27 protein-coding genes are annotated in these 24,944 nt (G+C 67.5%); 16 read left to right on the forward strand and 11 right to left on the reverse strand.

Going from position 1 to position 24,944, the window contains the following annotated elements; genetic code table 11:
- Nucleotides 1-7: 7 nt before the first annotated feature.
- The 3 genes from QZM15_RS20135 to QZM15_RS20145 are packed head-to-tail and all read right to left on the reverse strand — an operon-like array spanning nucleotide 8 to nucleotide 4,399.
- Nucleotides 8-2,830 (reverse strand): molybdopterin cofactor-binding domain-containing protein, encoded by a 2,823-nt coding sequence (locus QZM15_RS20135; RefSeq protein ID WP_302107121.1) that lies wholly within the window; start codon nucleotides 2,828-2,830, stop codon nucleotides 8-10.
- Nucleotides 2,811-3,665, reverse strand: a complete 855-nt coding sequence (locus tag QZM15_RS20140) for a xanthine dehydrogenase family protein subunit M (protein WP_302107122.1) — start codon at nucleotides 3,663-3,665, stop codon at nucleotides 2,811-2,813. Before QZM15_RS20140 ends, QZM15_RS20135 begins: the two co-directional genes overlap by 20 nt.
- A 56-nt stretch (nucleotides 3,666-3,721) precedes the next feature.
- Nucleotides 3,722-4,399, reverse strand: a complete 678-nt coding sequence (locus QZM15_RS20145) for a TetR family transcriptional regulator (protein WP_059579268.1) — start codon at nucleotides 4,397-4,399, stop codon at nucleotides 3,722-3,724.
- 333 nt (nucleotides 4,400-4,732) lie between these two features.
- On the opposite strand from QZM15_RS20145, the gene QZM15_RS20150 reads away from it, so the two are divergent.
- The 3 genes from QZM15_RS20150 (at nucleotide 4,733) to QZM15_RS20160 (ending at nucleotide 7,348) form a co-directional block, all read left to right on the forward strand.
- Nucleotides 4,733-6,115 carry a sensor histidine kinase gene (locus QZM15_RS20150; RefSeq protein WP_302107123.1) on the forward strand — a complete coding sequence of 461 codons (1,383 nt, stop codon included), beginning with the start codon at nucleotides 4,733-4,735 and terminating at the stop codon, nucleotides 6,113-6,115.
- A 297-nt stretch (nucleotides 6,116-6,412) separates the two neighbouring features.
- Nucleotides 6,413-6,802 (forward strand): BON domain-containing protein, encoded by a 390-nt coding sequence (locus QZM15_RS20155; RefSeq protein WP_059579260.1) that lies wholly within the window; start codon nucleotides 6,413-6,415, stop codon nucleotides 6,800-6,802.
- 27 nt (nucleotides 6,803-6,829) lie between these two features.
- Nucleotides 6,830-7,348 carry a DUF3331 domain-containing protein gene (locus tag QZM15_RS20160; protein WP_226094161.1) on the forward strand — a complete coding sequence of 173 codons (519 nt, stop codon included), beginning with the start codon at nucleotides 6,830-6,832 and terminating at the stop codon, nucleotides 7,346-7,348.
- 5 nt (nucleotides 7,349-7,353) lie between these two features.
- Here the strand turns inward: QZM15_RS20160 and QZM15_RS20165 are convergent, their stop codons facing one another.
- The 3 genes from QZM15_RS20165 to QZM15_RS20175 form a co-directional block, all read right to left on the reverse strand.
- The gene (locus QZM15_RS20165; protein WP_226094162.1) at nucleotides 7,354-7,803 is read right to left on the reverse strand and encodes a universal stress protein; all 450 of its coding nucleotides are present in this window, start codon (nucleotides 7,801-7,803) and stop codon (nucleotides 7,354-7,356) included.
- A gap of 81 nt (nucleotides 7,804-7,884) precedes the next feature.
- On the reverse strand, nucleotides 7,885-8,421 hold the full coding sequence (locus QZM15_RS20170; RefSeq protein ID WP_059579252.1) for an RNA polymerase sigma factor: 537 nt from the start codon (nucleotides 8,419-8,421) through the stop codon (nucleotides 7,885-7,887).
- 96 nt (nucleotides 8,422-8,517) lie between these two features.
- Complete coding sequence (locus QZM15_RS20175) at nucleotides 8,518-8,748, reverse strand: DUF4148 domain-containing protein (protein ID WP_059638997.1); 231 nt, start codon at nucleotides 8,746-8,748, stop codon at nucleotides 8,518-8,520.
- A gap of 495 nt (nucleotides 8,749-9,243) precedes the next feature.
- Here QZM15_RS20175 and QZM15_RS20180 point away from each other — a divergent pair, with 495 nt between their 5' ends.
- The 4 genes from QZM15_RS20180 to QZM15_RS20195 all read left to right on the forward strand — a co-directional run bounded on the left by QZM15_RS20180 (nucleotide 9,244) and on the right by QZM15_RS20195 (nucleotide 12,868).
- Nucleotides 9,244-9,900: a response regulator transcription factor gene (locus QZM15_RS20180; RefSeq protein ID WP_099318244.1), complete on the forward strand. Its 657-nt coding sequence runs from the start codon at nucleotides 9,244-9,246 to the stop codon at nucleotides 9,898-9,900.
- 145 nt (nucleotides 9,901-10,045) lie between these two features.
- Nucleotides 10,046-10,429 (forward strand): response regulator transcription factor, encoded by a 384-nt coding sequence (locus QZM15_RS20185; RefSeq protein WP_059579247.1) that lies wholly within the window; start codon nucleotides 10,046-10,048, stop codon nucleotides 10,427-10,429.
- 133 nt (nucleotides 10,430-10,562) lie between these two features.
- Nucleotides 10,563-11,642: a sensor histidine kinase KdpD gene (locus QZM15_RS20190; RefSeq protein WP_059579244.1), complete on the forward strand. Its 1,080-nt coding sequence runs from the start codon at nucleotides 10,563-10,565 to the stop codon at nucleotides 11,640-11,642.
- Between the two features lie 11 nt (nucleotides 11,643-11,653).
- Nucleotides 11,654-12,868, forward strand: coding sequence for an MFS transporter (locus QZM15_RS20195; RefSeq protein WP_302107124.1), 1,215 nt, complete (start codon nucleotides 11,654-11,656; stop codon nucleotides 12,866-12,868).
- Between the two features lie 10 nt (nucleotides 12,869-12,878).
- Here the strand turns inward: QZM15_RS20195 and QZM15_RS20200 are convergent, their stop codons facing one another.
- Entirely contained in the window at nucleotides 12,879-13,361 is a 483-nt protein-coding gene (locus tag QZM15_RS20200) for a cupin domain-containing protein (RefSeq protein ID WP_302107125.1), read from the reverse strand.
- 307 nt (nucleotides 13,362-13,668) lie between these two features.
- Between QZM15_RS20200 and QZM15_RS20205 the strand changes: the two genes are divergently transcribed.
- The 3 genes from QZM15_RS20205 to QZM15_RS20215 all read left to right on the forward strand — a co-directional run bounded on the left by QZM15_RS20205 (nucleotide 13,669) and on the right by QZM15_RS20215 (nucleotide 16,850).
- Nucleotides 13,669-14,217 carry an RNA polymerase sigma factor gene (locus tag QZM15_RS20205; protein WP_059639001.1) on the forward strand — a complete coding sequence of 183 codons (549 nt, stop codon included), beginning with the start codon at nucleotides 13,669-13,671 and terminating at the stop codon, nucleotides 14,215-14,217.
- A 20-nt stretch (nucleotides 14,218-14,237) separates the two neighbouring features.
- Nucleotides 14,238-15,080, forward strand: coding sequence for an anti-sigma factor (locus QZM15_RS20210; RefSeq protein WP_226224388.1), 843 nt, complete (start codon nucleotides 14,238-14,240; stop codon nucleotides 15,078-15,080).
- 306 nt (nucleotides 15,081-15,386) lie between these two features.
- Nucleotides 15,387-16,850, forward strand: a complete 1,464-nt coding sequence (locus QZM15_RS20215) for a catalase (RefSeq protein WP_275905481.1) — start codon at nucleotides 15,387-15,389, stop codon at nucleotides 16,848-16,850.
- A 119-nt stretch (nucleotides 16,851-16,969) separates the two neighbouring features.
- On the opposite strand, the gene QZM15_RS20220 is transcribed toward QZM15_RS20215, so the two are convergent.
- Nucleotides 16,970-17,875 (reverse strand): ketopantoate reductase family protein, encoded by a 906-nt coding sequence (locus tag QZM15_RS20220; protein WP_302107126.1) that lies wholly within the window; start codon nucleotides 17,873-17,875, stop codon nucleotides 16,970-16,972.
- 255 nt (nucleotides 17,876-18,130) lie between these two features.
- Between QZM15_RS20220 and QZM15_RS20225 the strand changes: the two genes are divergently transcribed.
- Entirely contained in the window at nucleotides 18,131-19,423 is a 1,293-nt protein-coding gene (locus QZM15_RS20225; RefSeq protein ID WP_302107127.1) for an MFS transporter, read from the forward strand.
- Nucleotides 19,424-19,489: 66 nt separating this feature from the next.
- Here the strand turns inward: QZM15_RS20225 and QZM15_RS20230 are convergent, their stop codons facing one another.
- A complete protein-coding gene (locus QZM15_RS20230) occupies nucleotides 19,490-20,386 on the reverse strand; it encodes a LysR substrate-binding domain-containing protein (RefSeq protein ID WP_059579224.1) in 897 nt (298 codons plus the stop codon).
- 132 nt (nucleotides 20,387-20,518) lie between these two features.
- Between QZM15_RS20230 and QZM15_RS20235 the strand changes: the two genes are divergently transcribed.
- Entirely contained in the window at nucleotides 20,519-21,151 is a 633-nt protein-coding gene (locus tag QZM15_RS20235; protein WP_302107128.1) for an FMN-dependent NADH-azoreductase, read from the forward strand.
- 95 nt (nucleotides 21,152-21,246) lie between these two features.
- On the opposite strand, the gene QZM15_RS20240 is transcribed toward QZM15_RS20235, so the two are convergent.
- A complete protein-coding gene (locus tag QZM15_RS20240) occupies nucleotides 21,247-21,864 on the reverse strand; it encodes a LysE family translocator (protein WP_302107129.1) in 618 nt (205 codons plus the stop codon).
- A gap of 67 nt (nucleotides 21,865-21,931) precedes the next feature.
- On the opposite strand from QZM15_RS20240, the gene QZM15_RS20245 reads away from it, so the two are divergent.
- From QZM15_RS20245 to QZM15_RS20255, 3 genes are all read left to right on the forward strand, one after another.
- Nucleotides 21,932-22,855, forward strand: coding sequence for a LysR family transcriptional regulator (locus QZM15_RS20245; protein WP_275905529.1), 924 nt, complete (start codon nucleotides 21,932-21,934; stop codon nucleotides 22,853-22,855).
- Between the two features lie 203 nt (nucleotides 22,856-23,058).
- On the forward strand, nucleotides 23,059-23,415 hold the full coding sequence (locus tag QZM15_RS20250) for a hypothetical protein (protein WP_302107130.1): 357 nt from the start codon (nucleotides 23,059-23,061) through the stop codon (nucleotides 23,413-23,415).
- A complete protein-coding gene (locus QZM15_RS20255; RefSeq protein ID WP_059579214.1) occupies nucleotides 23,396-23,728 on the forward strand; it encodes a cupin domain-containing protein in 333 nt (110 codons plus the stop codon). The genes QZM15_RS20250 and QZM15_RS20255 overlap by 20 nt, the downstream gene beginning before the upstream one ends.
- Nucleotides 23,729-23,901: 173 nt before the next feature.
- On the opposite strand, the gene QZM15_RS20260 is transcribed toward QZM15_RS20255, so the two are convergent.
- Nucleotides 23,902-24,201 (reverse strand): H-NS family nucleoid-associated regulatory protein, encoded by a 300-nt coding sequence (locus QZM15_RS20260; protein WP_059579211.1) that lies wholly within the window; start codon nucleotides 24,199-24,201, stop codon nucleotides 23,902-23,904.
- Nucleotides 24,202-24,427: 226 nt separating this feature from the next.
- On the opposite strand from QZM15_RS20260, the gene QZM15_RS20265 reads away from it, so the two are divergent.
- On the forward strand, nucleotides 24,428-24,916 hold the full coding sequence (locus QZM15_RS20265; protein WP_302107157.1) for a RidA family protein: 489 nt from the start codon (nucleotides 24,428-24,430) through the stop codon (nucleotides 24,914-24,916).
- The last annotated feature ends 28 nt before the right edge of the window (nucleotides 24,917-24,944 follow it).

The following is a 24,944-nucleotide window of genomic DNA, read 5'->3' on the forward strand; positions in this document are numbered from 1 at the left end:
AACGCCGCTATCGAAGCGCGGCAGCCGAGGTGCGGGCGGCGAGCGCGCGCAGCACGACGTCCGGCGTGGCGGGGGCTTCGCGGATGCGTACGCCGGTTGCATGATGAATCGCATTCAGGATGGCCGCCGCCGTCGGAACCAGCGCCGGCTCGCCGATGCCTTTCGCGCCGTACGGGCCGATGGCCGTCGGCGCCTCGATGAAGATCGACTGCACGTCGGGCATGTCGTGCACCGTCGGAATCACGTAGTCGTGCAGATTGTTGCCCTCGCCGGGGCGGTACTTCTCCATCAGCGCCATGCCGATGCCTTGCGCGACCGCGCCTTCGATCTGGCCTTCGAGCAGTGTCGGATTCACCATCCTGCCGACGTCGTGCGCGGCCACGACCTTCACCACGCGCACGCGCCCGCTGTCGCAATCAACCGCGACTTCCGCCATTTGCGCGCCGAACGCGTAGGTCGCGTACGGCGTGCCTTGCCCCGCCGCATCGAGCGACGTGGTCGGCGGATCGAAGCTTTCCTCGGCCGCGATCGCGTAGCCATGCGCGTCGACCGGCAGCGCACGCAGATCGAGCGGACGGCCGTCGACGGCGATGCCGCACGCATCGGCCGAAATGCGCGCATCGGAAGCCGCGCCGGCGAACGCGAGCAGCCGGCGGCGCAGCATCGTGCCGGCGAGAAAGGCGGCGCGACCGGTGACGAGGGTCTGGCGCGACGCCGACGTGCGGCCGCAATCCGGCGACAGCGCGGTGTCCGGCCCGATGAAGTGCAGGCGGTCGACCGGCACGCCGAGCGCATCGGCGGCGATTTGCGGAATGACGGTGTTCGCGCCCTGGCCGGCGTCCACCGCGCCCTGGTGCAGGACGATCGTGCCGTCGGGCCGGATGCCGAAGCGCACGGTCGACGGGTTCGGCAACGCGGTGTTGCCGCAGCCGTAGAAGAAGGCGGCCACGCCGACGCCGTGGCGCAGATGCCCCGGCGACGCCGCATTGAGCGTCGCGAGCCGCGCGTGTGCGTCGCGCCACGCGGGGCGCAGCGCATCGAGGCACGCGACGAGCCCCACGCTGTCGTCGAGCACCTGGCCCGTCGGCAGCGCGTCGCCGGGCCGCAGCGCGTTCATCGCGCGGAATTCGAGCGGATCGATGCCGGTCGCGAACGCGAGCTCGTCGATCAGCTGTTCCTGCGACATCGTCGTCTGCGGCACGCCGAAGCCGCGAAAGGCGCCGGCCGGCGTGACGTGGGTATGAATCGCGCGCGAGCGCGCCGTGTAGTGGGGAATCACGTACGGCCCGCCGGCATGCACGGGCACGCGGTTCGCGACGGCCGTTCCCCACGACGCGAACGCGCCGGTGTTGTAGTCGCCGTCGAACGTCACCGCGCGCAGCCGGCCGTCGGCATCGGCCGCCATGCTGGACGTGATGCGCGCCGGATGGCGCTTGGTCGACGTGGCCATCGATTCCTCGCGCGAGAACACCATCGCGACGGGCCGCCCGAGATGCCACGCCGCGATCGCGAGCAGCGGCTGGACCGTCATGTCCAGCTTGCCGCCGAAGCCGCCGCCGACCGCGGTCGCGACGACGCGCACCTGTTCGGGCGGGATCGCGAGAATGCGCGCGAGATCGGCGCGATGCGGATGCGGCGCTTGCGTCGACGAATGAATCTCGACGGTGTCGCCCACGCGCCTCGCCCAGCCGGCCTCCGGTTCGAGATACGCATGCTCGACGAAACTCGATGCGAACGTGGCCGTGACGACGTGGCGGGCGTCCCGTAACGCGCGCTCGGCATCGCCGCGGCGCACGAGCCCCTCGATCAGCACGTTGCCGGGGCGATCGGCGTGCAGTTGCGGGCTGTCGTCACGCCTCGCATCGTCGACCGCGAGAACCGGCTGCAGCGGTTCCCACCGCACCGGAAAGCGATCGAGGTCGAGCGCGGCGATCGCCGCGCGCTCGCCGACCACCAGCGCGACCGCTTCGAGATGGTGGCGCGCCTCGTGTTCCGCCAGCACGGGCTGGTCCGCATACGGGGTCGCGACGCCATGCACGTTGAGGCCGGGCACGTCGGCGTGCGTGAGGATGCGATGCACGCCCGGATGCGCGTCGACGAATGCGGCGAGGTCGCCGAACGTGAAACGCGCGCGGTGATGCGGACAACGCACGGCGCGCAGGAACAGGCTGTCGGCCGGATACGCATCCGCGCCGAAGCGCTGGCTGCCGTCGACTTTCCCGGGGCCGTCGAGGCGCGTGAGCGGGACGCCGACGGACGGCCCTTCGGCCGGCGCGGGCGTCCGGCCGCGCGCGGCCGCCCCGCAGCCGACCTCGGTCACGGCATCGACGATCTTCTGGTAACCCGTGCAGCGGCACAGCACGCCGTCGATCGCGGCCCGCGCGCTCGCACGGTCGGTGACTTCGCCGGCGTCGATCGCGGCCGCCGCCGCGGTGAGCATGCCCGGCGTGCAAAAACCGCATTGCACCGCCTGATGGGCGAGCAACGCGTCCTGCAGGCGGCTGCCGCACCGCGTGCCGTCGGCCAGGCCTTCGACCGTGACGATGCGGCGCCCCGCGACCTGCGCGACGGGAATCAGGCACGCGTAGCGCGCCTCGCCGTCGACGATTACCGTGCAACTGCCGCAATCGCCCTGACGGCACCCTTCCTTGGTGCCGAACTGGCGCAGGTCGGCGCGCAGGTGGTCGATCAGCCGCTGCGCGCGGTCTGCCGGCAGGCCGCGCCGCGTACCGTTGAGTTCGAACCAGTCCGGCTCGGGGCGAGCCGGAGCGCTGTCGTCCGCTGTCGTATCGCGTACGTCGGCAAGCGGGTCAGGCGGGGAGTGGGCCACGGGCGTTCTCCTCGATGCAGCATGTGAAGGCGCGCGACACGGCCAGCCGCGCGAGATGAAGGCGATGCACTGCCGTCGCGCGGCAGTCGTCGACCGGCGTCAGCTCCGCGAGCGGCGCCGCTGCGATCGTGTCGGTAAGGTCGTCGCACCGGCGGCCGGCCAGCGCGGCCTCGAGCGCCCGCATCCGGCGCGCGACGCCGGATGCGCCGCCCACGGCGACGGCCGCTGCCGCTATCGTGCCGGCGGCATCGACGCGCAGCCGCGCGGCAGCCGATACGACGGCGATCGCCGGGCCGTCGCGATTCGTGTATTTGATGAACGACGTGCGATCGTGCACGGGCGGTTGTACGAACAGCACGGCAACCAGCAGTTCGTCCGCATCGCGCGCGACCACGCGGTTGCCGAGCAGGAATTCGGCCAACGGCAAGCACCGCACGCCGCGCACGCTCGCCAGTTCGACGTGCGCGTCGAGCGCGAGCAGCGCGGGGATGCCGTCCGCGACCGGCGACGCGTGGCACACGTTTCCGCCGATCGTTCCCTGCGCCCGGATCTGCCGCGGCCCGATGGTGGCGGCGGCTTCCGTGAGCGCCGTCGGCAGCCATGCCGTGCGCGCGATCGCGGCCCACGTGCTGGCCGCGCCGATCCGGACGACACCGTCGCGCAGCGCGATGCCGTGCAGCGCGTCGATGCGGCTGATGTCCAGCCATGACGACCGGGCAGGCACGAGCGCGAGCTCCGCGAAGACGTCCGTGGCCCCGCACACGATGCGCGGCCGCGGTTCGGCGGCGAGCGCGCCGAGTACTTCGTCGAGGGTGTGGGCGCGAAGATAGTTCATCACGACGGTGTGGGAATCTTCATGATTACGCGCGCCGATCTCGGCACGCAACGCATTCAATCGCCGGTCGATGCATCCTTGCGGACGACCCGCAGGACGCTGTCGATCACGAACGCTTCCCAGCGGCGCATGGCATCCGGCGCATTCAGTTCCTCGCCGAGGAATGCGGACAGCGTATAACGGTTCGACGTATAAAAATACGCGGCCGAAATGATCAGCAGGAATACGTCGCGCGCGTTCAACCCGCTGCGGAACAACCCCTGTTCGACACCGCTGTCGAGAATCCGTGTGACGATCTGCACCGCGTGCGACGAATATTCGCCGCGCCGCTCGAGCTTCGACAAGTGCTTGCCCTGGTGCAGGTTCTCGGTATTGAGCAGCGTGATGAAATCGGGATTGCGCCAATAGTAGTCCAGTTTGAAGCGGATCACGGACTTCAGCGCTTCGACGGGATCGGAAGGGTCGGGCGCCATCCTGAGCTCCGCCTCGTCCATCCGCCGGTAGATGCCCTCGAGCACCGCGACGAACAGCCCCTCCTTGCTCCCGTAGTAGTAGTAGATCATCCGGTCATAGGACTTCGCCAGCCTGGAAATCCGCTCCACGCTGCCGCCTTCGTAGCCGTAGCGCGCGAACACCTTGGTCGCCGCGCGCAGGATCTTGTCGCGGGTTTCCTGTGCCGCTGCCTCCCGGACACCGGTTCCGCGCACCGCCTTGCCTTTTGCTGCCTGAGTCATACCGTTCCTACACCGGCACGGCCGCATGGCCATGCCGCATGAAAATACCCGAGATGGCGGCATTCCTTGAATTTGATACAGGGAACGCTACATGAATGTGAGGATTCTACTGATCTCGCGAGCGGTGCGCAACAAAAGATAAATATCGATATAAATCAATGCTTTATCGTTGTGGTTTGGGGGTGGTTGGCCGCCGGACAACGCACCGTAAACGTATCTTCACATTTTTATTTCGAGAAAGTGCTGCTAACATTCGTTTGTGGAGTACTCACTACATGAAACATAGAATTCAGGTCGGACGAGGCCGAAATCCGGTACGCGGGAGATAGACGCATGAACAACGAACTCGACGATTCCTGCAGCGCTTTCGCTGCGCGGACGGTGTGGAAATCGGCCGCCGACGCGGCCGGTCCCGACATGAGCCCGGTCCTCGACGAACTGATGGGTCGATCGCTGCTCGCGCCGGACATGCACGTGTTGCGTCACGTGTCGCGCGCGATGGCCGACGAGGTGCCGCCGGCGGCGCGCATCGGCGCGCTGCTCGATGCCGCGATGCACGGCGCGGCGGCCACGTGGGGGGCGATCGCGGTCCTGCGCGAAGGCGGCTGGGAGCGGGCCGCCGACGCGACCGCGCCGAATGCGCCGCGCCGGGAGCGACCGCCGGCCGATCGACTGCCGGTTCCGATCGTCGCCGCCGCCGTGCACCTGCGCAACGGGCTCGTGCTGCGCGATGCCTGCGCGGCCGACCAATGGCGCACCGACGACTACGTGCGCCGGCGCAAGCCGCGCGCGGTGATCTGCGTGCCGATCCGATGCAACGGCGCATTGCTCGGTGCGCTGTATCTCGAACACGGCGACTTGCCGGGCATCTTCACGCCGGCGAAGGTCGCGCTCGTGGAGATGATCGCGCTGCACGCGGGGTTCGTCCTGGAGAACCTGCGGTTGCGCGACGAGCTTGCCGCGCAGCACGCGCGGCTGTCCACGATGGAAGCGGCGATGCGTGACGCACAGTCCGAGATGGATCGCGTCGGCCGGCTCACCGCGTACGGCGAGCTGGCGGCGTCGATCGTGCACGAGGTCGCGCAGCCGGTCACGGCGATCGACACGTCCGCGCGCGCCGGGCTGAACTGGCTCGATCGCGGCGTGCCGAATATCGACGCGGCCCGCGAGATGCTCGCGCACATCTGCGCATGCGCGGTGCGTGCGCGGACCATCATCAGCGCGTTGCGCGCGAAGGCGCGGCAGGCGGCGCCGGTGTTCGCCGAGTTCGATCTCGCGGATGCACTGCGCGAGACGGCCGACATCCTGGAAAGCACGCTCGACGCGATGAAGGTGCGTTTGCGGATCGACGGATGCGCGGCGCCGCTGCCGATGCACGGCGAACGCACGCAGTTGCAGCAGGCGATCATCAGCCTGCTGATGAACGGCGCCGAGTCCATGCTGCGCACGCCCGAGCACGAGCGTGTCATCGTACTGACGTGCGAGTCGGACCGGAACCGGGTGTGCATCCGGATCGACGATCGCGGCGACGGCTTCGATCCGCAGCTGGCCGCGCGTCTCTTCGAGCCGCTGTTCACCACGAAGCCGCACGGAATGGGCATGGGATTGTCGATCTGCAAATCCATCGTCGACGCGCATCACGGTCAGCTCGCGCTGACGCCGCGGCAGGACGGCGGAACGCGGGCAACGGTGACGCTTCCGCTGTTTCCGATGTGAGCGGGCCAGGCTCGATCGCGAACGGATGCGCATGAACGGACCGGATGCCTATACCAACGTATGCGATACCTCATGCCGATGCATCACCCCGAACACCTGCAGATGCTATGGAGCGCGTCGACGCATCCCCTTATGCTGGATCCACCGGTACACGGATCGCAACGGCGACGGTTCCGCCGCATGCGTCGCGCCCGATGCGCGAAGCTGCGCACGCGCGATCCGTTCGCATCGTGACGATGCGCGTCACCGGCACATGCGTAGTGGTCGACTCGATACCAGACATCCAAGGAATCCATCATGAAACTCCGACACATCGTCGTAACCGGCGGCCTGGCCGTCGTCCTGATCGCAGGCGTCAACCTGCGCGCGTTCGCCGACGAGCGGCTCGATACCGCCGGCGCGAACGCCGCGGTCACGTCCACGCCGGCGGCCGGCACGTCGAAGAAGGCGGTGCGGGCAGCCAACCGCACGTTCTCGCGCACGGTCGAGAAGGCGTTGTACCGGACGAAGGGGCTGGAAGGCATGCCGATCGCGGTGTTCGGCAACGCGGCGACCGGGCGCGTCACGCTGTCGGGCCAGATCACGAGCGAAGACCAGGATCGTCTGGCGGTCGAGGCGGCGCGCAAGGTGCGCGGCGTCACGTCGGTCAACAGCCGGCTCACGCTGCGCGAGGAAGGCGGCGCCTGAGCGACGCGCGGGCGCATCGCCGGCGGCATGCGTGCGCCCGCTTTCATACGACTGACCCGATCGGTGGGAGAAAGGGTGATGGCGACACTGCCTGAAGCAGACATCATGATTCGCACGTTGATCAATGTCCTCCATCCTTCGCTGGAGCAACGCGACGTGTGCCTGCAGGCGCAGCGCACGCGATACAAGTCGCGTCGCCTCGGCTTGCGCCTGGACGACGACGATCGCGCATTCGCGCGAGACGAGCCGCTTTCCGCGATCGCGGTGATCGAGCGCCTTTCGTCGTCGTTGATCAGCGTGTCATGGAGCGATGCGCGTTCGGGGCGATACACCGAGCAGATCTGGTGCAGGAGCCGCGCACGCGCGCCGGCGGTCTGCGCGTTGACGGGGCGCGCGATCGAGCGCGGTGACCGCGTGTTTCGTCCGCGCGCGAGCGATGTCTGCCTGAGTGCCAATCGGCAGCGCATGATCCTCGCCGCGACCATTGCGCCATGCAGCGACGCACCGGTGCACGACGCGGTCGAGAGGGTCGAGGCGGCCGCGTGACGGGCCTACGCCGCATCGACCGTCACGACGATCAGGGACACGCCGCGAAGGCGCTCGGCCAGATCGAAATGGACGGGGCGCCCGCGCCACCAGCGCGCGATTCCGCTGCGGGCCCGGTGCCCGACGACGACGAGGTCGGCGCGCGTCGTCATCGCGTGCGCGGCGACGGCATCGGCCGCACGTCCGAAGCGCACGAAGCCACGCGCGACGATGCCGTCGTCGGCGAGCGTGCCGAGCGCGCGTTGCAGTTCGTCCCGGGCGAACTCCTCGAGACGACGGTGCGCGAGATCGCTGAGCAGCCCGGCCGACTGCGCGTTCGCGGTTGCCGGGTCGACCACGGCCACGACGTCGACCGCCGCGGACAGCGCGCGCGACAGCGCCGAACATCGCGCAAGCGCGGCCTGAGCCTCATCGGTTCCGTCATAGACGAGTAGCATCCTGGAAAGCGCTGACATGTGGGTTTCGAGTCGTGAAGGGCCGGGTGCCTCCGTCGTCGCGGAGGCGCTTGCCTACACTGAACACGCGACGCGCGCGGTTTATTCCGCGGCCGGTCGTGCAAGCCGCGCGTGCGCCGTGCCGGATGCATCGAGCGCGACGCGAATCGCTTTGCGCGCCCGCGATATCCGGCTCATGATGGTGCCGACCGGGACGTCCAGTGCGGCGGCGGCTTGCCGATAGCTGAGTCCGTCGATGCTCACGAGCAGCAGCGCGCTGCGCTGCGATGCCGGCAACCGCTCGACGGCGGCGAGGATCTGGCCGACGGCGACGCGCGTCTCGGATGCGGCGCGCGGATCGGCGACCGTCTCCGCCGCTGCGTGGCTCCATTCGAGCAGCAGGCGATCGCGATGATTGCGCCGGCGCAGTTCGTTGAGCCAGATCGAATGGATGATCGAGAAGACCCAGCTGACGGGCGATGTGCCGGCCCGCAACTGATGCGCGCGTTCGAGGGCGCGAAGGCAGGCGCGCTGCACGAGCTCGTCCGCGTCGTGTCGATTCGCGGTCAACCGCATCGCGAACGACCGCAGGCGCGGCAGCAGGTCGGGAAGCATCGTTGCAAGTTCGGTTCGCTTCATGGGAAGGCGGCGTGCCCGAAGTCGCGGGGGCAACGCGGTGACGGCGCGGATGCCGGCGGTGCGCGCCGGTACCCGGCCGGTTGGCAGGACGGGCGATCAATGCCCGGAATAGAGTTTCCTGAGCGCGTCGAGCTCGCCGTTCCGACGCGCGAGCGCGAGCTCGTGGCGGACTTCCGAGCGGGTCTTCGGCATCGCGGCGACGGGCGCCCATTGCGTGGCAGCCGGTGCGTCGTAACCGGCGGCGGCCGACTCGGCGGGGGACGCCGCGTACACCGATGCGGTGGTTGCAAGGGCGGCGAGCACGAAGGTGATTTTCGAGGCATTCATGTGAATCTCCTGGAGCGGGATGGATGGGAACGTCGTCGCGGCACCCGATGGCGACGCCCGCATGGGGCCGCCGCGTCGTGGTTGGCGTCAGGTGCCGCCGTGTGTGTATTGAGCGCCTGGCAGGTATCTCGCATGTGTCCGGTGCGCGCCGTTTTGCAAGGTCATGTATCGATGCGAAAACCCGATACATGCGGATACAGATGCGCGCGACGGCGGGCGCAAGCGGAGCGGGTCGGGCAGGCGCCGTTCGCGTTCGTCTGCGCGCTGGCGCCGCCGTACGCGCGAGTGCCGCGCGCGTGACGAAGTCGAGGCGGGGCATGAACCGCGGGTGCGCGGCCCGCGGTTGCCGCGGCGGAGGGCGGCTGGAATAATCCGCGGGGGGTGCGTGTTTTCAAGGGTGCCGCGCGCCGCGCGGCGTGCGTCGCGATGCCGTCGAACCGACCGCGGCCGCTCCAGCACATTCACAAGCGAAGAATTGCAATGCCCGAGATCAGAATGCCAAACGTGGCGCCTTCATCCGAAGACCAAAGCGGCCGTGTCGTCTACGTCGTCGACGACGACGAATTCGTGCGGGCCGCGTTGACCGGCCTGCTGCGCTCGATCGACCTGGAGGTGCACGCATTTGCGTCGACCGAAGCATTTCTCGCGGCGCCGAAGGGCAGCGGCCCGTCGTGCCTCGTGCTCGACGTGCGGTTGCGCGGGCAAAGCGGGATCGCGTTCCAGAAGTCGCTGGTCGAGAACGGCGGTCCGCAGATGCCGATCATCTTCATGACGGGGCACGGCGACATCGCGATGACGGTGAAGGCGATGAAGGCGGGCGCGGTGGATTTCCTGACCAAGCCGTTTCACGACCAGGAAATGATCGATGCAGTGGTGGCGGCGCTTGAGCGCGACGCGAAGCGCCTGGAGGCCAGCCAGTCGCTGCTCGACCTGCGCGCATGCTGGGAATCGCTGACGCCGCGCGAACGCGAGGTGCTGCAACACGTCGCGACGGGGCTGATGAACAAGCAGGTGGCGGGGAACATGGGCATTGCGGAGATCACGGCGAAGATCCATCGCGGCCAGGCGATGCGCAAGATGAAATGCCGTTCGGTCGCCGAACTGGTGCGCAAGATGAGTGCGCTCGGCATCGAGCTGCCCGCCGGCGATTAGCGTGAACCGGCCCGGGCCGAGCGCGGTCGGCGCAAGGCCGACCCATACGTAGATATGGTGGCGGCGCGGCAGCGCGCGGGTATGCTGGCGATCTGGATCGCAGTATGTGGGACGGGCCGGTCCGTTCCCCTCGCCATCAGCACGGATGCCTCTTTCACTCTCAGCCACCGATCTCGTAGCGATTGTCGACGACGACCCGTTCGTGCGCGCCGCCGTGAGAAGCCTCGTGCGGTCGCTGGGCGGGAACGCGTGCGAGTTCGCGTCGGGAGCGGCATTCCTCGCGTCGGACGTGTCGCGCCGCGCGGGTTGCCTGATCTGCGACGTCCAGATGCCGGCGATGGACGGCATCGACCTGCTGGCGCGGATCGACGCGCTGGGCCTGCGCATTCCTACCCTGTTCGTCACGGCGTTCGCGACGGCGCGCGAACGCGAGCGCGTGCGCGCGAGCACCGCGCTGTGCCTGCTGGAAAAGCCGCTCGATGCGCGGGAGCTCGAAACGTGGCTCGCGCGCGCGCTCGGTTACGTCTGATCGGCGGCCGTGCCGCGCTGCCAACCTAAACCTTCGTAGGGGATGAATGGCCGCTTGTTTGATGGTGCGCGGCCCCGCTGCGTGTTTTCATCTGTCTCGTACCGTCCGCGGCGACGGCGACAGGAGAACCAAGATGGCGAACTTTCCGACTTTATCGTCAGAAGCCTTGTTTGAGTCCAGGCTCACGCGCGCGCTGCGCACCCTCGTCCGCACGATCTTCGCGCATGCGCGCGAGTTCGTCGTCTGGCCGGTGCGCTTCATGCTCGCAACCGGTGTGCTGCTGGCTGCGGCGGCGATGTACGACGTGCGCGCGATGCTCGCGCGCGCGTGGCAGACGGCGGCGACGCACGAGCTGTTGATCGCCGCTGCATTCGCGGGCCTGGTGGCACTGGTCGCGGCGGTACTGGGGCTGAAGCTGCTCCGCCTGATGAGACTGGACGCGACCGTCGGCCGCCTGGCCGATGCGATCGGGGACAACGGCATCGAATCGCTGCCCGACACGTTGATCCAGCGTGGTGCGCCGTCGGTGGCGAAACTCGCGCGCGCGATCGACGGCGCGCACCGCCAGCACGCCGAGCGCATGACGGAATTGCTGCATGTGCTGGCCGCCTATGCGCATGATCTGCGTACGCCGCTCACGCGGTTGATGCTGCGCAGCGGGATGCTGGAGGACGGCGCGTTGCGCGACGCGATCGAGCGCGATCTGGCGGAGATGAATGAGCTCGTCGAGGCGAGCCTTGTGTGCGCACGGCTGCAATGCAGCGTGCCGGAGCCGCCGCGCCGCGTCGACGCCGATGCGCTGCTCGGTGCGCTGGTCGGCAACTATCGCGACGCCGGCCAGCGCATCGGCCTCGACGGACGCGTGGGCCTTCCGCTCGTGACCTTCCCGCATGCGCTGCGCCGTGTGCTCGTCAACCTGATCGACAACGCATTGCGTTATGGGGACGACGTTCGCGTATGCGTGCGGGTCGACGCGCGGCGCGTGATGCTGACGGTCGTGGATTCCGGGCCGGGCATCGTGCCGGCGGAGCTCGAGGCGGTGTTCAAGCCGTGGTACCGCGCGCCGCAGACGGCCGCGCGTGCGCCGGGCTCGGGGCTCGGGCTCGCGATCGCGCGTCGGTTGACGCAGGCGATGCAGGGCGAACTGCAATTGAACAATCGCAGCACCGGCGGCCTCGAGGCGACAGTGACGCTGCCGCTTGCGGTCGCGTGAGCCGATACGGCATGTCGAAACGAACAGGGGGCGTGATGGCAGGTGCGGATGCGATGTCCCCGCGCGTCGCGTCGTTCGTGCTGCTCGGCGCGCTGCTGACCGCGTGCGGATACGGCGCGACGTTCCTGCTGTCGATGCATTTCCGTTCGGCGGGCGGGGGCGAGATCGATACCGGCATCGCGCTCGTCCAGGCGCTGGTCGGTGCGCTGCTCGGCCTGCCGCTCGTCGCGTGGCTGGCCCGCTGGATCGGCACGGCCCGCACCACCGCGCTGGCCGCGCTGATGGTCGGCGCGGGCGTCGTCGGCTTCGCGCTGATCGGGCGCACCGGCTCGTTGAGCGCCGTGCCCGGGCTGCTCGTCGGAGTCGGCTGGGGCGGCTTCTATCTGGCCGCGCCGATGATGCTCGCCGAGCGCACCACCGATCACGAGCGCGAGCGCTGGTTCCTGCGGTTCGGGTCGTTCCAGATGGCCGGCGTCGGCGGCGGGCCGGCGGTTGCGGCGCTCGCGATACGCAACTGGCACTGGACGACCGGCACCGTGTTTTGCACCGTCGGCGGCTTGTGCGCGATGGCCGCGCTGATGCTTGAGTATTTCGGCCGCCTGTCGCCGGCGTCGCCGCCGGCCGCACGGCCGGCGCGCGACCGGTGGGTTCGCGAGATGGCGGCGATCGCCCGCACGAACGCGATCTATCCGATCGCCATCATCGCGCTCGGCTCGAGCGTGTTCTCGGGGCTGATGACGTTCCAGATGTCGATGGCGACGGAAACCGGCGTGAAGGCCGGAACGTTCTTCGGCCTGTATTCGGCGACGGTCGTCATCATTCGCTGGCTGCTCGGCGCGCTCGTGATCCGGATGCGCGTCGACGCGACCACGCAGATCCTCCTCGGCTTCATGATCCTGAGCGTCGCGGTGACGTTCGCGGTGCCGCACAACGCGCTGCTTCACTCGGCCAGCGCCGTGCTGCTCGGCACCGGCTACGGCCTGATCTATCCGATCGTGCAGGCGCAAGCCGTCAACAGCGCGCACACGCGGCACCGGCACGCGGTGCTCACGTGGTTCGTCGCGTCCTATTTCGTCGGCGTGTTCGGCTTCCCGGCGCTCGGCAGCCTGGTGCTGGTCAACCTGGGCCGGACGATGCTGCTCACGCTCATCGCCGCATGCGGATTGGCGGCGCTGGTACTTTCCATCGTCGAACACCGGAAGCGGATGGCGCCGGCGGCGTGCTGAGCCCCGTGCGCTATCGCGCCGCTGCCGGAGGTTGCGAGGCGGAGGGTGAGGGTTTCGCGTCGTCGGGGTTGTACGTGGCGTAGAGCTTGGTATAGCCGGGCGTGTCGAAATGCCCGGTCCATCCCTTCGGCAGCGTGACCGCTTCGCCGGTCTTCACGACCATCACCGAACCGTCGGACGACGTCAGTTTCACGCTGCCGGACAGGAAGTACAGGAATTCGTTGTACGGCAGCCCTTGCGGACCGGCGATTTCCTCGTGCGAGGGCCCGGATCGGTACACGCCGGTCTGGAAGGCCGTGTCGGTGGACGTGAACGTCACGGCATCCGCGTCGTGCCCGGGAGCGGCATCCTGCTTCGCCGCGTCGCCGCGCGCGAAGATGGCGCCGGCCAGGTCGGAGGCCGACGCCTTGATCGGCTTGATGGTCTGCGCGCACGCTGCATTCGAGATCGCGATGCCGGTGAGGACCAGCGTGGCGAGTGCATGTCGGTACATCGGTAGTCTCTCCGTGGAAGTTGTCCTGGACGATCACGCGAAAGGGTGCTCGCCGTTGCGGCGCCATTCTCCTGGAAAAACCCGCGCGTGGGCGAGCCCGTGTCGGCCGCGTGCCGACCGATTTGTATCGTATTGCGTACGTGCGCGGCATGGATACATCGCGATGCAGATGGAATATCCGGGCCGTCCAGCTGTTTACGGGCTGGAGGGGCGCTGCCCGGTCAATTTCGCCAACACCCATGCACACACGTCAGATACTGCAGTCGATCAACGCCGGCCCGGCGAAACCGCGGGGGGCTCGACGTCGATGACCGCCGCCGAACTGTCCGCGATGCTCCCCGCAATGCTGCCGCGGCTGTGGATTTTCGCGCTGCGCCTCGCCGGCGATCGGCACGATGCCGAGGATCTCGTGCAGTGTGCGTGCGTGCGCGCACTCGAACGCGCCCATCAGTTGCAGCCGGAAACCGCGCCGCTCAGCTGGATGTTCTCCATCGTCCAGTCCACGTGGCTCAACGAGCTTCGCGCGCGCAGCGTGCGGCGGCGCGCGGGCATGGACTGGGACGATGAACTGCTGGAAACCGTGGCCGATCCCGCGGCGTCAACCTTCGAGCAGCAGGCGCTCGATGCACAGATCGTCCGGGCGGTGCAGCAGTTGCCGGAAGCGCAGCGCGTCGTCATGTTGCTGGTCGGCGTCGAGGGTTTCACGTACAGGGAAGCGGCCAACGTACTCGACGTACCGCTCGGCACGGTCATGAGCCGGTTGTCGCGTGCACGCCAGGCGATCGGTGCGCTGTTCGGCGAGCAAGGCGCACCGCGTGCAACGCGCGCGGCGAATGCCGAAGACCAGGGGGCATGAAAATGGACGACATCCTGCTCATGGCATACGTGGATGGCGAACTTGCGCCGCATGAACGCGCCGAAGTCGACAGGGCGATCGAAACGTCGGCAGAGATCGCCGCGCGCGTTGCGTTGTTCGAAGCGTCGGTGTTGCCGTATCGGCGTGCGTTCGAGCGACAGCCGGTGCCGCCCGTGCCGCCGCGCCTCGTCCGCGAGGTCGACGGGCTCGCGCACGCGCATGCCGCGCCGGCGGCGCCGTTCGCGAACGCAGACGATCGGCGCGCCGCGGTGCCGGCCTCGCCGCCCGAGCGCTCACCCATGCGCGCGATGGTGCCGTGGCTCGCGGTGGCCTTCGTCGCCGGCGCGTTCAGTTGCGGCGCCATCCTGCGCTACGCCCCGGATACGGCTGTGCGCGATGTCGCGGCACAGCGCGAATCCGTGGCCGCGCAGGCGACGATGTCGCCATGGATCACGGCGGCCGTGAACTACCAGCAGCTTTACACGCGCGATACGGTGGCGTCCGACGCATCGAATCTCGCTGCCGTCGCGCGTACGGTCGACAGCGTTCACCGTGTCGACGGGCTGCCGATCCGGATTCCTGACTTGCGCGCGGCCGGTCTGACGTTCAAGCGCATCCAGCGCCTGAACTTCAACCGCAAGCCGCTCGTGCAGATCGTCTATCTGCCCGAGAAGGGCCTGCCCGTCGCGCTGTGCGTGATGAAGGACGAACGACCCGATACCGCGCCCGGCCGTCGGCAGGTCGGCAACATGGATGTCGTGACCTGGCGCCGGGCCAGCCTGGCCTACGCGCTGATCGCGGCGTCCGGCGAGACGGACCTCGGCGCGCTCGGCGAGCGGATCGCCGCCGATGAACGATCGTAAGCAACACGAAGGGGCACGCCGAGGTTGTCGGCACCGCGATGTCGCGATGAGGCGATCCCGTGCGGCGCGCGACGATGCCGCTACGGCTTCACCGCATTGCGGGTGCGTGCCGGCATGGTACGAACAGGCGTGACGGCGCGGCGCGTACAAACGGATACACGCCAGACAAATCCCTGATACATCGCCCGTTTCTAATCGATGCATGGATCGGCCGACGGCCGTCCTCACGACGCGCGATACCTGAACCCGTGGCGGGATGCGCGCGACCGACGAATCGAAACCGCAGACGGTTGGGGGAAACTGGACATGTCAGAGAATCGGGTTCCGCGCGAACTTGCGCATGCGAACGGCGCACCAGTCAGCAACAACGTGAACATCCAGACGGCCGGCCCGCGCGGCCCCGCGTTGCTGCAGGACGTCTGGCTGATCGAGAAGCTCGCGCACTTCGATCGCGAAGTGATCCCGGAGCGCCGGATGCATGCGAAGGGCGCCGGCGCATACGGCACCTTCACCGTGACGCACGACATTTCCCGGTATACGAAGGCGAAACTGTTCTCCGGGATCGGCAAGCAGACGCCGATGTTCGTCCGCTTCTCGACGGTGGCCGGCGAGCGCGGCGCGGCCGATGCGGAGCGCGACATCCGCGGCTTCGCGCTGAAGTTCTACACCGAGGAAGGGAATTGGGATATCGTCGGCAACAATACGCCGGTGTTCTTCTTTCGCGATCCGCTGCGCTTTCCCGATCTCAATCATGCCGTCAAGCGCGACCCGCGCACGGGCATGCGCAGCGCGGAAAACAACTGGGATTTCTGGACGTTGCTTCCCGAAGCGCTGCACCAGGTGACGATCGTCATGAGCGAGCGCGGCATTCCGCGCTCGTACCGGCACATGCACGGCTTCGGCAGCCATACCTACAGCATGATCAATGCGTCGAACGAACGGACGTGGGTGAAATTCCACTACCGCTCGCAGCAAGGCATCGAGAACCTGACCGACGCGCAGGCCGAGGCGCTGATCGCGAAGGACCGCGAAACCCATCAGCGCGATCTGTACGACAGCATCGAGGCCGGCAATTTCCCGCGCTGGACGCTGTACATTCAGGTGATGACCGATGCGCAGGCGAAAGCGTTCCGGTTCAACCCGTTCGACCTGACCAAGGTATGGCCGAAGGCCGAATTTCCGCTGATCGAAGTCGGCGAATTCGAACTGAACCGCAATCCGGACAATTTCTTCGCCGAGACGGAGCAGGCCGCGTTCTCGCCCGCGAACGTCGTGCCGGGCATCGGCTATTCGCCCGACCGGATGTTGCAGGCGCGCCTCTTTTCCTACGGCGATGCGCAGCGATACCGGCTCGGCGTGAACTTCGCGCATATTCCGGTGAACGCGCCGAAGTGCCCGTTCCACAGCTACCACCGCGACGGTGCGATGCGCACCGACGGTAATCTCGGCGGCGCGCCTGCATACTGGCCCAACAGCAGCGGCGCGTGGTCGGACCGGCCGCAACTGGACGAACCGCCGCTCGAACTCGACGGCGCGGCCGCGCACTGGGATCATCGCGTCGATGACGACCATTACCAGCAGCCCGGCGATTTGTTCCGGCTGATGGACGCACGGCAGCGGCAGCGTTTGTTCGACACCACCGCGCGGCAGATTGCCGGCGTGTCGCCGGCGGTGCGGCAGCGTCACATCGACAACTGCTCGCGGGCGGACCCGGCGTACGGTGCAGGCATCGCCGCCGCGCTCGAGCGATTGTTCGCCGAACGGGGATGACCGGCGGTATCCGGCGCTGCGCAACGGCAAACGCCGCGACCCGGTGACGAAGCGGGCAGACCGGGGAGCGGTGCGGCGAACCTGCACGGCGCAAGCGCGTTTGCATCGACCGCCGCCCGTCACGCGCGGGCGGCGGCCTTCGCTTCGAGCATCTTCACGAGCAGATGGAGCGTCCGGTTGACCGGTGTATCGATGCCCGCGGCCAGCCCGCGCCGCACGATCGCGCCATTCAGGTGGTCGATCTCGCACGGTTTGCCACGCGCGAGATCCTGCGCGGTGGACGAATACTGGCCGGCGGGAATCGTCGCTTCGATTTGCGCGACGATCTCCGCCGGCCCCTCGGTGAAATGGACGCCTTCGGCGGCCGCCACGGCGAGACACTCGGCGACGGTCGCGCCCATCGTCGCGCGCAGCGCGTCGCGATGGGGCATCTCGCCGAGCGGCAGATGCACGATCGCGGAAATTGCGTTGTACGCGCAATTCAGCATGAACTTGCGCCAGAGCGTCGCGCGCACGTCGTCGTCGATCCGGGTCGGAATGCCCGCTTCGCGCAGCACGTGCGCGAGCCGTTCGCTGGACGGCGACGCCTCGATCGCGAGATCGCCGCGGCCGTGGTGCAGTAAATAGCCCGGGCCGGCCATCTCGCTCGCCACGTAGACGGCAGCCGAAATGACGGGGCGGTCGAGCTCGGCGCGCAGCAGCGCGGCGTTGTCCACGCCGTTCTGCAGACTGACCACGATCGCGTGCGGGGCCAGCACGTCGCGCAACGCGCGTGCCACGTCGGCCGTATCGCCGGACTTCACGCAGACGAGGACGACCTCGGCCGATCGGGCCGCGTCGGTCTGGATCGATGCGTCGACCGGCACGCGCTGGTCGAACGTGCGCGTATGCAGGCGCAGGCCGTGGGCGCGGATCGCGTCGACGTGAAGCGGCCGGCCAATGAACACGACATCATGGCCGTGCAGCGCGAGCATGCCGCCGAAGTAGCAGCCGACCGCGCCGGCGCCGAGAACCGCAAACCGCATGATTGCTCCAGATGGGAAACCGTCGACGTGTCATGCATGCGGTATCCGCATGTGACGGGCCGGGCCAACGGGCCCACCCATTGGTATAGAACACGCGAGTCGCGCCAACTATTCCCGATGGGGCGGCGACCGGTCTCGAACGGTGCGCCGAATCATCGCCACGCAATGGAATGACCGCTACTGCTCAGGTGTTGTTAGCCAGTAGCACACCGTCGGCGTCTCCCGCTTCCCCTTCCTCCGGACCTTTTTCAGAAGATGAATTCCACCCATCCGCTTTCGCTTCCGGCCGTACCGAACCGCCCGCTGACCGGCAGCGATCACCGAACGCTCGTGCTCGCGGCGCTGGGCGGCGCGCTCGAGTTCTACGATTTCGTGATTTACGTGTTCTTCGCGGCCGTCATCGGCCAGCTGTTCTTTCCGCCGGCGATTCCCGACTGGCTGCGCCAGCTGCAGACCTTCGGCATTTTTGCCGCCGGCTATCTCGCGCGGCCGCTCGGCGGCGTGGTGCTGGCTCACTTCGGCGATCTCGTCGGCCGCAAGCGGATGTTCACGCTGAGCGTGATGCTGATGGCGCTGCCGACGCTCGCGATGGGCCTGCTGCCGACCTACGCGTCCATCGGGATCGCCGCGCCCGTGCTGCTGCTGGTGTGCCGGCTGTTGCAGGGTGCGGCGGTGGGCGGCGAAGTGCCCGGCGCGTGGGTGTTCGTGTCCGAGCACGTGCCGCCGCGCCATGTCGGCTACGCGTGCGGGCTGCTCACGGGCGGCCTGACGCTCGGCATCCTGCTCGGCTCGCTGATCGCGTCCGCGATCAACCATCACTATTCGCCGGCCGCGATCGACGCGTATGCGTGGCGGCTGCCGTTCGTCGTCGGCGGGTTGTTCGGCGTGCTGTCGGCGCTGTTGCGGCGCTGGCTCGACGAAACGCCCGTATTCGTCGAAATGAAGCGGAACCGGGCGCTCGTCGCCGAGGCGCCGTTGAAGACGGTACTGCGCGACCACGGCCGCGCGGTGATCGCGTCGATGATTCTCACCTGGACGCTCACCGCGGCGATCGTCGTCGTGATCCTGATGACGCCGACGCTCGTCGCCAAGCGCTTCCATATCACGCCCGCGCTCGCGCTGCAGGCCAATTCGGCCGCGACGTTCTGCCTGACGATCGGATGCGTCGTCGCCGGGTCGATCGCGGGGCGAATCGGCGCGGCGCGCACGATCTTCGTCGGCTGCCTGTTGCTGGGTGCATCGTTCTGGTTGATGGCCGCGCGGCTCGCCGTCGATGCGTCGCTGCTGCTGCCGCTTTACGCGGCGTGCGGCTTCTTCGTCGGCGCGGTGGCGGCCATTCCGGTCGCGATGGTGCGCGCGTTTCCGCCGGCCGTACGCTTTTCCGGCATCTCGTTTTCGTACAACGTCGCGTATGCGCTGTTTGGCGGCCTCACGCCGGTGTTCGTGTCGTTGATGCTGAAGACGAATCCGCACGCGCCGGAACTGTACGTAGGCGTGCTCTGTGTCGCCGGCGCGCTGACGGGTTTCGCGTTGCGTCCCGCGCGGTAGCACCGCGGCCGCGCCACGCACGACGCGCGGCCTTCCGCATGTGCCGGCGCCGCGGCCCGTGGGCGTTCATGCAGGCGTGACACCGTGACGATGGCGGCGCTTGCCGGCGCCCGTACGGGCCGCCGTCTCGTCCAGAATCGTCGCGGCGAATTCGACGGCCGCCGGCATCCGCGGGTCGTGCATCATCACGAATTCCATATCGGGCAGCCGCGGCAAGCCCTCGGGCGGCCCCAGTTCCCGCAGCGTGTCGTCGATCGCGCTGCGCGGCATCGGCGCGATCGCGATGCCGGCCCGTGCGAACGCCAGCACGCCGGCCACGCTCGGGCTTTCGCACGCGATCCGGTAGCGCATGCCGGCCAGCGCGAGCGCCTTGATCGCGGCGCCGCGGTATGGGCACGGATCGGGGAAGCACGCGAGCGGCACGTCGCCTTCCGGAAGCGGCTCGTGGCGCGCGAATGCCCAGGCGAGCGGCTCTTGCCACAACGTCGTGCCGTGGCCCGCGTGCGAGCAGCGGCTCCCGATCACGACATCGAATTCGCCGCGTGCGTGCCGGCGAAACAGGCTGTCGCCGATATCGACGGCGAGATCCAGCCGCAGGCCGCGCCGGGCGGCGCCATGGCGGCGCATCAGGTCGGGCAGCCAGCCGCCCGCGAAGTCCTCCGATACGCCGATCCTCAGCTTGACGTCGGCCGCTCGATCCGTTCCGAGCCTTGCCCGCGCTTCCTCGCTCAGGTTGAGCATCGCGCGCGCGTAGCCGAGCAGCGTTTCGCCATGCCCGGTCAGCGTGACGCTGCGCGTATTGCGCACGAGCAGCGCCTGGCCGACCTGTTCTTCGAGGCGAACGATCTGCGCGCTGACCGCGGACTGGCTGAGATTCAGCCGGCGCCCGGCGCCGGTGAAGCTGCGCACGTCGGCGACCGCGACGAACGTATGAAGGAGCGCCGTATCGAGGGGAGGATTCATTCATCACCCATCCGGGTTAATTCGATCAATTAATATCGTTTCCAGATTATAGGCTCACCCGCTAGGCTGCGAAGCACGGTGGGCGAGCGCGCATGGGGCGCGCCGCCGTCACTCCTGACAAGGACCGGCTCCATGACACGCGTGCTCTATATCGAAGGCTCACCCAACAAGGCCTATTCGGCATCCATCGAGGTGTGCGATGCATTTCTCGATACCTACCGGCAGGCTCATCCCGATCACGAGATCCGGAAGCTCGACATCTGGGATCTGCCGATGCCCGAATTCGACGGGGCCGCGCTCGCCGCGAAATATGCGGGATTGAGCGGCACGGCGTTGGCGCCGGAGCAGGCGGCCGCGTGGCGGCAGATCGAACGGCTCGCGGCGCCGTTCCACGAAGCGGACAGGTTTTTGTTCGGCGTGCCGCTGTGGAATTTCAGCATTCCGTACAAGCTCAAGCATCTGATCGACGTGATCTCGCAGAAGGACGTGTTGTTCACGTTCGACGAAACGGGTTTTACCGGCAAGCTGGCCGGGAAAAAGGCGGCGGTAGTCTACGCGCGCGGGCTTGCCTATCAGTCGCCGGGGTCGTTTACGCCGGCCGCCGAGTTCGATCTGCAGCGCCCTTACATGGAAACGTGGCTCAAGTTCGTGGGCGTGACGGACATCACCGGGATCGTCGTCGAACGCACGCTGTTCGGCCCGGACGGGAAGGTCGATCGGAGCCGGGCGATCGACGAAGCACGGGCGATCGCGCGTACGTTCTGAGGTTGCCGGCGCCGTGCATACGGGCGTCGTGCATACGAGCGCCGTGCATACGCGCGTCGGGCAATCGGCGCCGCGTATGCGCCGAGGGGCGAGCGTCAGCGCGCGCCACGTGCGATGGCGAGCGCGACGCCGAAGCCCACCAGCAGGCATCCGAACGTGCGGTCGATCCAGTGCCGCAGCGACAGCAGGCGATCGCGAACACGCGCGGCCGAGAAACAGATCGCCACGAGGCTGAACCAGCCGGCGTGCGCGCCCGCGATGAATGCGCCGTAGCCGATCTGCACGGTCAACGGCGTGTCGGGCCGGACGGCCTGCATGAACAGGCTGACGATGAATACCGTGGTTTTGGGGTTCAGCGCATTGGTCAGGAAGCCCGTGCGCAGCGCGGCGAGATCGGACAGCGGCGCGACGGCGGCGTCGGCTTGCGCATCGCCGGCTTTCGTCATGAGCATTCTTGCGCCGAGGTAGATCAGATAGATCGCGCCGATCAGCTTGACGGCATTGAAGAGCCACAGCGACTGACGGATCAGGAGCCCGACGCCCAGCAGCGTGTAGCTCACGTGGACGATCACGCCGAGCCCGATCCCGCATGCGGTGAGCACGCCGGCACGACGCGACAGCATCAGGCTGTTGCGCGTGACCATCGCGAAGTCCGGGCCGGGGCTGATGACGGCCAGCAGCGTAATGGTGACTACGACTATCAACTCGGTCATGGCGTCGCTCCCGCGATCGATGTCTTGGTGGCACAATCCTACCCACCATGCTTCATCGGGAAAAACGATGCTTTCTGACCGGAATGGTGAGTCTGAATCACAATCGATCCGTACCGGCTTGCCGTCGCTGATGGCGCTGCGTTGTTTCGAGGCGGCGGCGCGCCACGAGAATTTCACCCGCGCGGCCGACGAGCTGTGCCTGACCCACGGCGCGGTCAGCCGCGCGGTGCGTCTGCTCGAGGACGATCTGGGCGTGGCGCTGTTCGAGCGGCGCAGTCGTCGCGTGTTCCTGACCGAGGCGGGCCGCACGCTCGCCCAGGCCGTCCACGATGGCCTGGGGCTGATGCGTCACGCCGCCCACACGTTGCGCGCCGAGGCCGCCCGTACGCGGCGGTCGGTCCTGTCGTGCGAGCCGACGCTGCTGATGCGCTGGCTGATCCCGCGCTGGCCGGATTTCCAGGCGCGGCATGCAGGCATCGACATCCATCTGGCCGCCGCAGGCGGGCCGTTCTCGTTCGACGGCGGTATCGACATGGCGATTCGTCGCAACGATTTCGCGTGGCCGGCGGCGTATCACGCCGAGCATCTGTTCGCCGAACGGGTGGGGCCGGTTTGCCGGCCGGACAAGGTCGGCGCGTGGTTTGCGTCGCGTCGCGGCGCCCGTGCGCTGAAGCATGACGCAGTGCTGCTGCATGCGCGGACGCGGCCGGACGCGTGGAATGCATGGGCGGTGGCCGCGAATCAGCCGGCCGCGGGCCGGCGCGGGCAGCGGTTCGATCACTTCTACTTCAGTTTGCAGGCGGCCGTCGCGGGGCTGGGGGTGGCGATCGGGCCGTGGCACCTGGTGCGCGACGATATCGAAAGCGGTGTACTGGTTGCCCCGATGGGATTTGTCGAGGATGGATCGGATTACTACCTGTTGACGCCGGCGCCGGTGGCGGACGGGAGTGCGCAGGCGGCGTTGCTGGGGTGGTTGAGGGGGATGGTCTGACGCGAGCCGCCGGGCGGGATTTCAAACGACCGGCGAAGACGCGTGCCCGGATGCGCGACGCGCCAATCGATGCCGGGCGCCGCGAGGGCCGGCACTTCGTTGGCGCCCATATCGATATCGACGGCCCGGACAATATCGTCGCTGATCGAACAAACGCAACCGCGAATCGAAATAAAGAATGAATGTCGGGCCGATGCTTGCTCATGCCGGGCGGCGAACGGAAAATGCGTCAATCGACGCACGTTCGCAAGCCCGTTATTCGCGTGAACAGCCCAGGCCCGACGCTGCGCGGGCCGGCCGGATGTCGGCCCGCTTTAACCGAAATGGCCCGTGGTGACATGCACGTCGCTAAAAGAATGCCGGTGCGTGCTTTATCGCTGCAACGAATGAGTGCCGGTGAAATCGCCGTCATTCTTCATCTTTTTGACGCGGCTTTTAACGACATTCGTGCAAACCCGGGCGACGTCAGCGTGCAGCGGACATTGCCCGGCGCCTTTAAACCCGCATCCTTTACCCGACAGTCAACGACGAGGCGAAGCCATGCCACTTCAAACCGGTAATTTATTCAGCGTCGAAGGGCGGCGCGGCGGCGACGAGCGAATCGACATGCTCGTGACGGGCGCGCGCGTGAATGTCGAGCGAATCGTATCGATGGGGCACGCGAGCCCGGACGGATTCTGGTATGACGACGCGCGGGCCGAATGGGTCGTGCTGCTGTCCGGTGCGGCCGTGCTCGAATTCGAAGAAAATGCAACGCGGCTCGACATGCACGCCGGAGATTACGTGCTGATCGAGCCGCATTGCCGCCATCGTGTCGCGTGGACGCATGACGAAGTGCCAACCGTCTGGCTTGCCGTCTATTACGAACGCTGAAGAAAAGGATTGGCGTGCGGCACGCGCGGTCGATAGACCGGTGCGCGACACGCCGATCGGGCAAAACCTCGTCTACCGGTGCGGCCTGGGAATACCGCCGGTATCGATGCCCCAATCAATGCCGCAATCGCCGGACAGCGCGTTCAATCGCGCGCCGGCACAGGGCGGGAATCTTATTCCTGGATCAGGAATCGATTGCGATTCTTCGCATCCTTGATCCATGCGGGCGCGCGACCGCGGCCCGACCAGGTCGCCCCGGTCTTCGGATCGCGATACTTCGCCTGCACGGGGGCGCCCGCCTGTTTGGACGGCCGACCGCGGCGCGTACCGAAAATGTCTTTTTCGGTAATGCCGTATTCCGCGACTTTGGTGCGGATGTCGTCGACGATCGCCTGGAATTCCGCGACGCGCGCTGCTTCGGCTTTTTCGGCCAAAGCATCCATTTGGGCTTTCAGTTCCTTGTAAGTTGCCATATATCACTCTTCAGGTTGTGTCCATACATGATAGCGGTTTCAGCCCGAATGATGAAGAAAATTGCGCCGACTACGGATTCCATTGTCGATATGGCAATGCGCGACTGCTTCGAACACCTGAGAAGTGGTTCGATTGGATCGTTTGCGTCCGATCCTCTCATGCGGGACAAGCTTCGGAGACTCAATTATTCTTTATCTCTTTTCAGAAGGATTGGGGAATTCACTGATGAACAGGGATGACAGACTGAAACAGGTCGCCGCCGATTTCGGATTCGATCCGGACGAAACGATCCGCATTGGCGGAAAGTACACGCCGGTTCTGGTCGATGGCAGGACGGCCTACATTGCCGGCCAGATTCCGCGAATCGGGGAAGTCGTGCATTTCGTCGGTATCGTGGGCGAATCCGTTTCGCTGGACGACGGCCGCCGCGCGGCCGGTATCTCGGCGCTGCGTGCGCTGTCGCTGATCCGCAACCGGTGCGGCACGCTCGATGCGATCGCGACGGTGCCGCGCATGACCGTGTACGTGCGAAGCGCACCGGGCTTCACGATGCAAAGCGAAGTGGCCGACGGCGCGTCGGACGTGTTGTACGTGGTGCTCGGCGACGCCGGTGTCCATACGCGCTCGTCGGTCGGCGTGCTGCAGTTGCCGAAGGGCGCGGCGGTCGAAGCCGATTTCATCTTCGGGCTGAATCGCGGCGCCGCTGCCGGTTGATCCGGAGTGGCCGGGCCGACGGAACGAG

It is taken from the genome of Burkholderia sp. AU44665 (assembly GCF_030504405.1).
In the GTDB taxonomy this organism is placed as follows: Bacteria; Pseudomonadota; Gammaproteobacteria; order Burkholderiales; family Burkholderiaceae; genus Burkholderia; species Burkholderia semiarida.

What these genes read in the sequence shown, in the direction of transcription:
- QZM15_RS20140 (WP_302107122.1), bottom strand. Translation starts at nt 3,665, where the DNA reads ATGAACTATCTTCGCGCCCACACCCTCGACGAAGTACTCGGCGCGCTC.
- QZM15_RS20145 (WP_059579268.1), bottom strand. Translation starts at nt 4,399, where the DNA reads ATGACTCAGGCAGCAAAAGGCAAGGCGGTGCGCGGAACCGGTGTCCGG.
- QZM15_RS20150 (WP_302107123.1), top strand. Translation starts at nt 4,733, where the DNA reads ATGAACAACGAACTCGACGATTCCTGCAGCGCTTTCGCTGCGCGGACG.
- QZM15_RS20155 (WP_059579260.1), top strand. Translation starts at nt 6,413, where the DNA reads ATGAAACTCCGACACATCGTCGTAACCGGCGGCCTGGCCGTCGTCCTG.
- QZM15_RS20160 (WP_226094161.1), top strand. Translation starts at nt 6,830, where the DNA reads ATGCGTGCGCCCGCTTTCATACGACTGACCCGATCGGTGGGAGAAAGG.
- QZM15_RS20165 (WP_226094162.1), bottom strand. Translation starts at nt 7,803, where the DNA reads ATGTCAGCGCTTTCCAGGATGCTACTCGTCTATGACGGAACCGATGAG.
- QZM15_RS20170 (WP_059579252.1), bottom strand. Translation starts at nt 8,421, where the DNA reads ATGAAGCGAACCGAACTTGCAACGATGCTTCCCGACCTGCTGCCGCGC.
- QZM15_RS20175 (WP_059638997.1), bottom strand. Translation starts at nt 8,748, where the DNA reads ATGAATGCCTCGAAAATCACCTTCGTGCTCGCCGCCCTTGCAACCACC.
- QZM15_RS20180 (WP_099318244.1), top strand. Translation starts at nt 9,244, where the DNA reads ATGCCAAACGTGGCGCCTTCATCCGAAGACCAAAGCGGCCGTGTCGTC.
- QZM15_RS20185 (WP_059579247.1), top strand. Translation starts at nt 10,046, where the DNA reads ATGCCTCTTTCACTCTCAGCCACCGATCTCGTAGCGATTGTCGACGAC.
- QZM15_RS20190 (WP_059579244.1), top strand. Translation starts at nt 10,563, where the DNA reads ATGGCGAACTTTCCGACTTTATCGTCAGAAGCCTTGTTTGAGTCCAGG.
- QZM15_RS20195 (WP_302107124.1), top strand. Translation starts at nt 11,654, where the DNA reads ATGTCGAAACGAACAGGGGGCGTGATGGCAGGTGCGGATGCGATGTCC.
- QZM15_RS20200 (WP_302107125.1), bottom strand. Translation starts at nt 13,361, where the DNA reads ATGTACCGACATGCACTCGCCACGCTGGTCCTCACCGGCATCGCGATC.
- QZM15_RS20205 (WP_059639001.1), top strand. Translation starts at nt 13,669, where the DNA reads ATGACCGCCGCCGAACTGTCCGCGATGCTCCCCGCAATGCTGCCGCGG.
- QZM15_RS20210 (WP_226224388.1), top strand. Translation starts at nt 14,238, where the DNA reads ATGGCATACGTGGATGGCGAACTTGCGCCGCATGAACGCGCCGAAGTC.
- QZM15_RS20215 (WP_275905481.1), top strand. Translation starts at nt 15,387, where the DNA reads ATGTCAGAGAATCGGGTTCCGCGCGAACTTGCGCATGCGAACGGCGCA.
- QZM15_RS20220 (WP_302107126.1), bottom strand. Translation starts at nt 17,875, where the DNA reads ATGCGGTTTGCGGTTCTCGGCGCCGGCGCGGTCGGCTGCTACTTCGGC.
- QZM15_RS20225 (WP_302107127.1), top strand. Translation starts at nt 18,131, where the DNA reads ATGAATTCCACCCATCCGCTTTCGCTTCCGGCCGTACCGAACCGCCCG.
- QZM15_RS20230 (WP_059579224.1), bottom strand. Translation starts at nt 20,386, where the DNA reads ATGAATCCTCCCCTCGATACGGCGCTCCTTCATACGTTCGTCGCGGTC.
- QZM15_RS20235 (WP_302107128.1), top strand. Translation starts at nt 20,519, where the DNA reads ATGACACGCGTGCTCTATATCGAAGGCTCACCCAACAAGGCCTATTCG.
- QZM15_RS20240 (WP_302107129.1), bottom strand. Translation starts at nt 21,864, where the DNA reads ATGACCGAGTTGATAGTCGTAGTCACCATTACGCTGCTGGCCGTCATC.
- QZM15_RS20245 (WP_275905529.1), top strand. Translation starts at nt 21,932, where the DNA reads ATGCTTTCTGACCGGAATGGTGAGTCTGAATCACAATCGATCCGTACC.
- QZM15_RS20250 (WP_302107130.1), top strand. Translation starts at nt 23,059, where the DNA reads ATGCCGGGCGGCGAACGGAAAATGCGTCAATCGACGCACGTTCGCAAG.
- QZM15_RS20255 (WP_059579214.1), top strand. Translation starts at nt 23,396, where the DNA reads ATGCCACTTCAAACCGGTAATTTATTCAGCGTCGAAGGGCGGCGCGGC.
- QZM15_RS20260 (WP_059579211.1), bottom strand. Translation starts at nt 24,201, where the DNA reads ATGGCAACTTACAAGGAACTGAAAGCCCAAATGGATGCTTTGGCCGAA.
- QZM15_RS20265 (WP_302107157.1), top strand. Translation starts at nt 24,428, where the DNA reads ATGAACAGGGATGACAGACTGAAACAGGTCGCCGCCGATTTCGGATTC.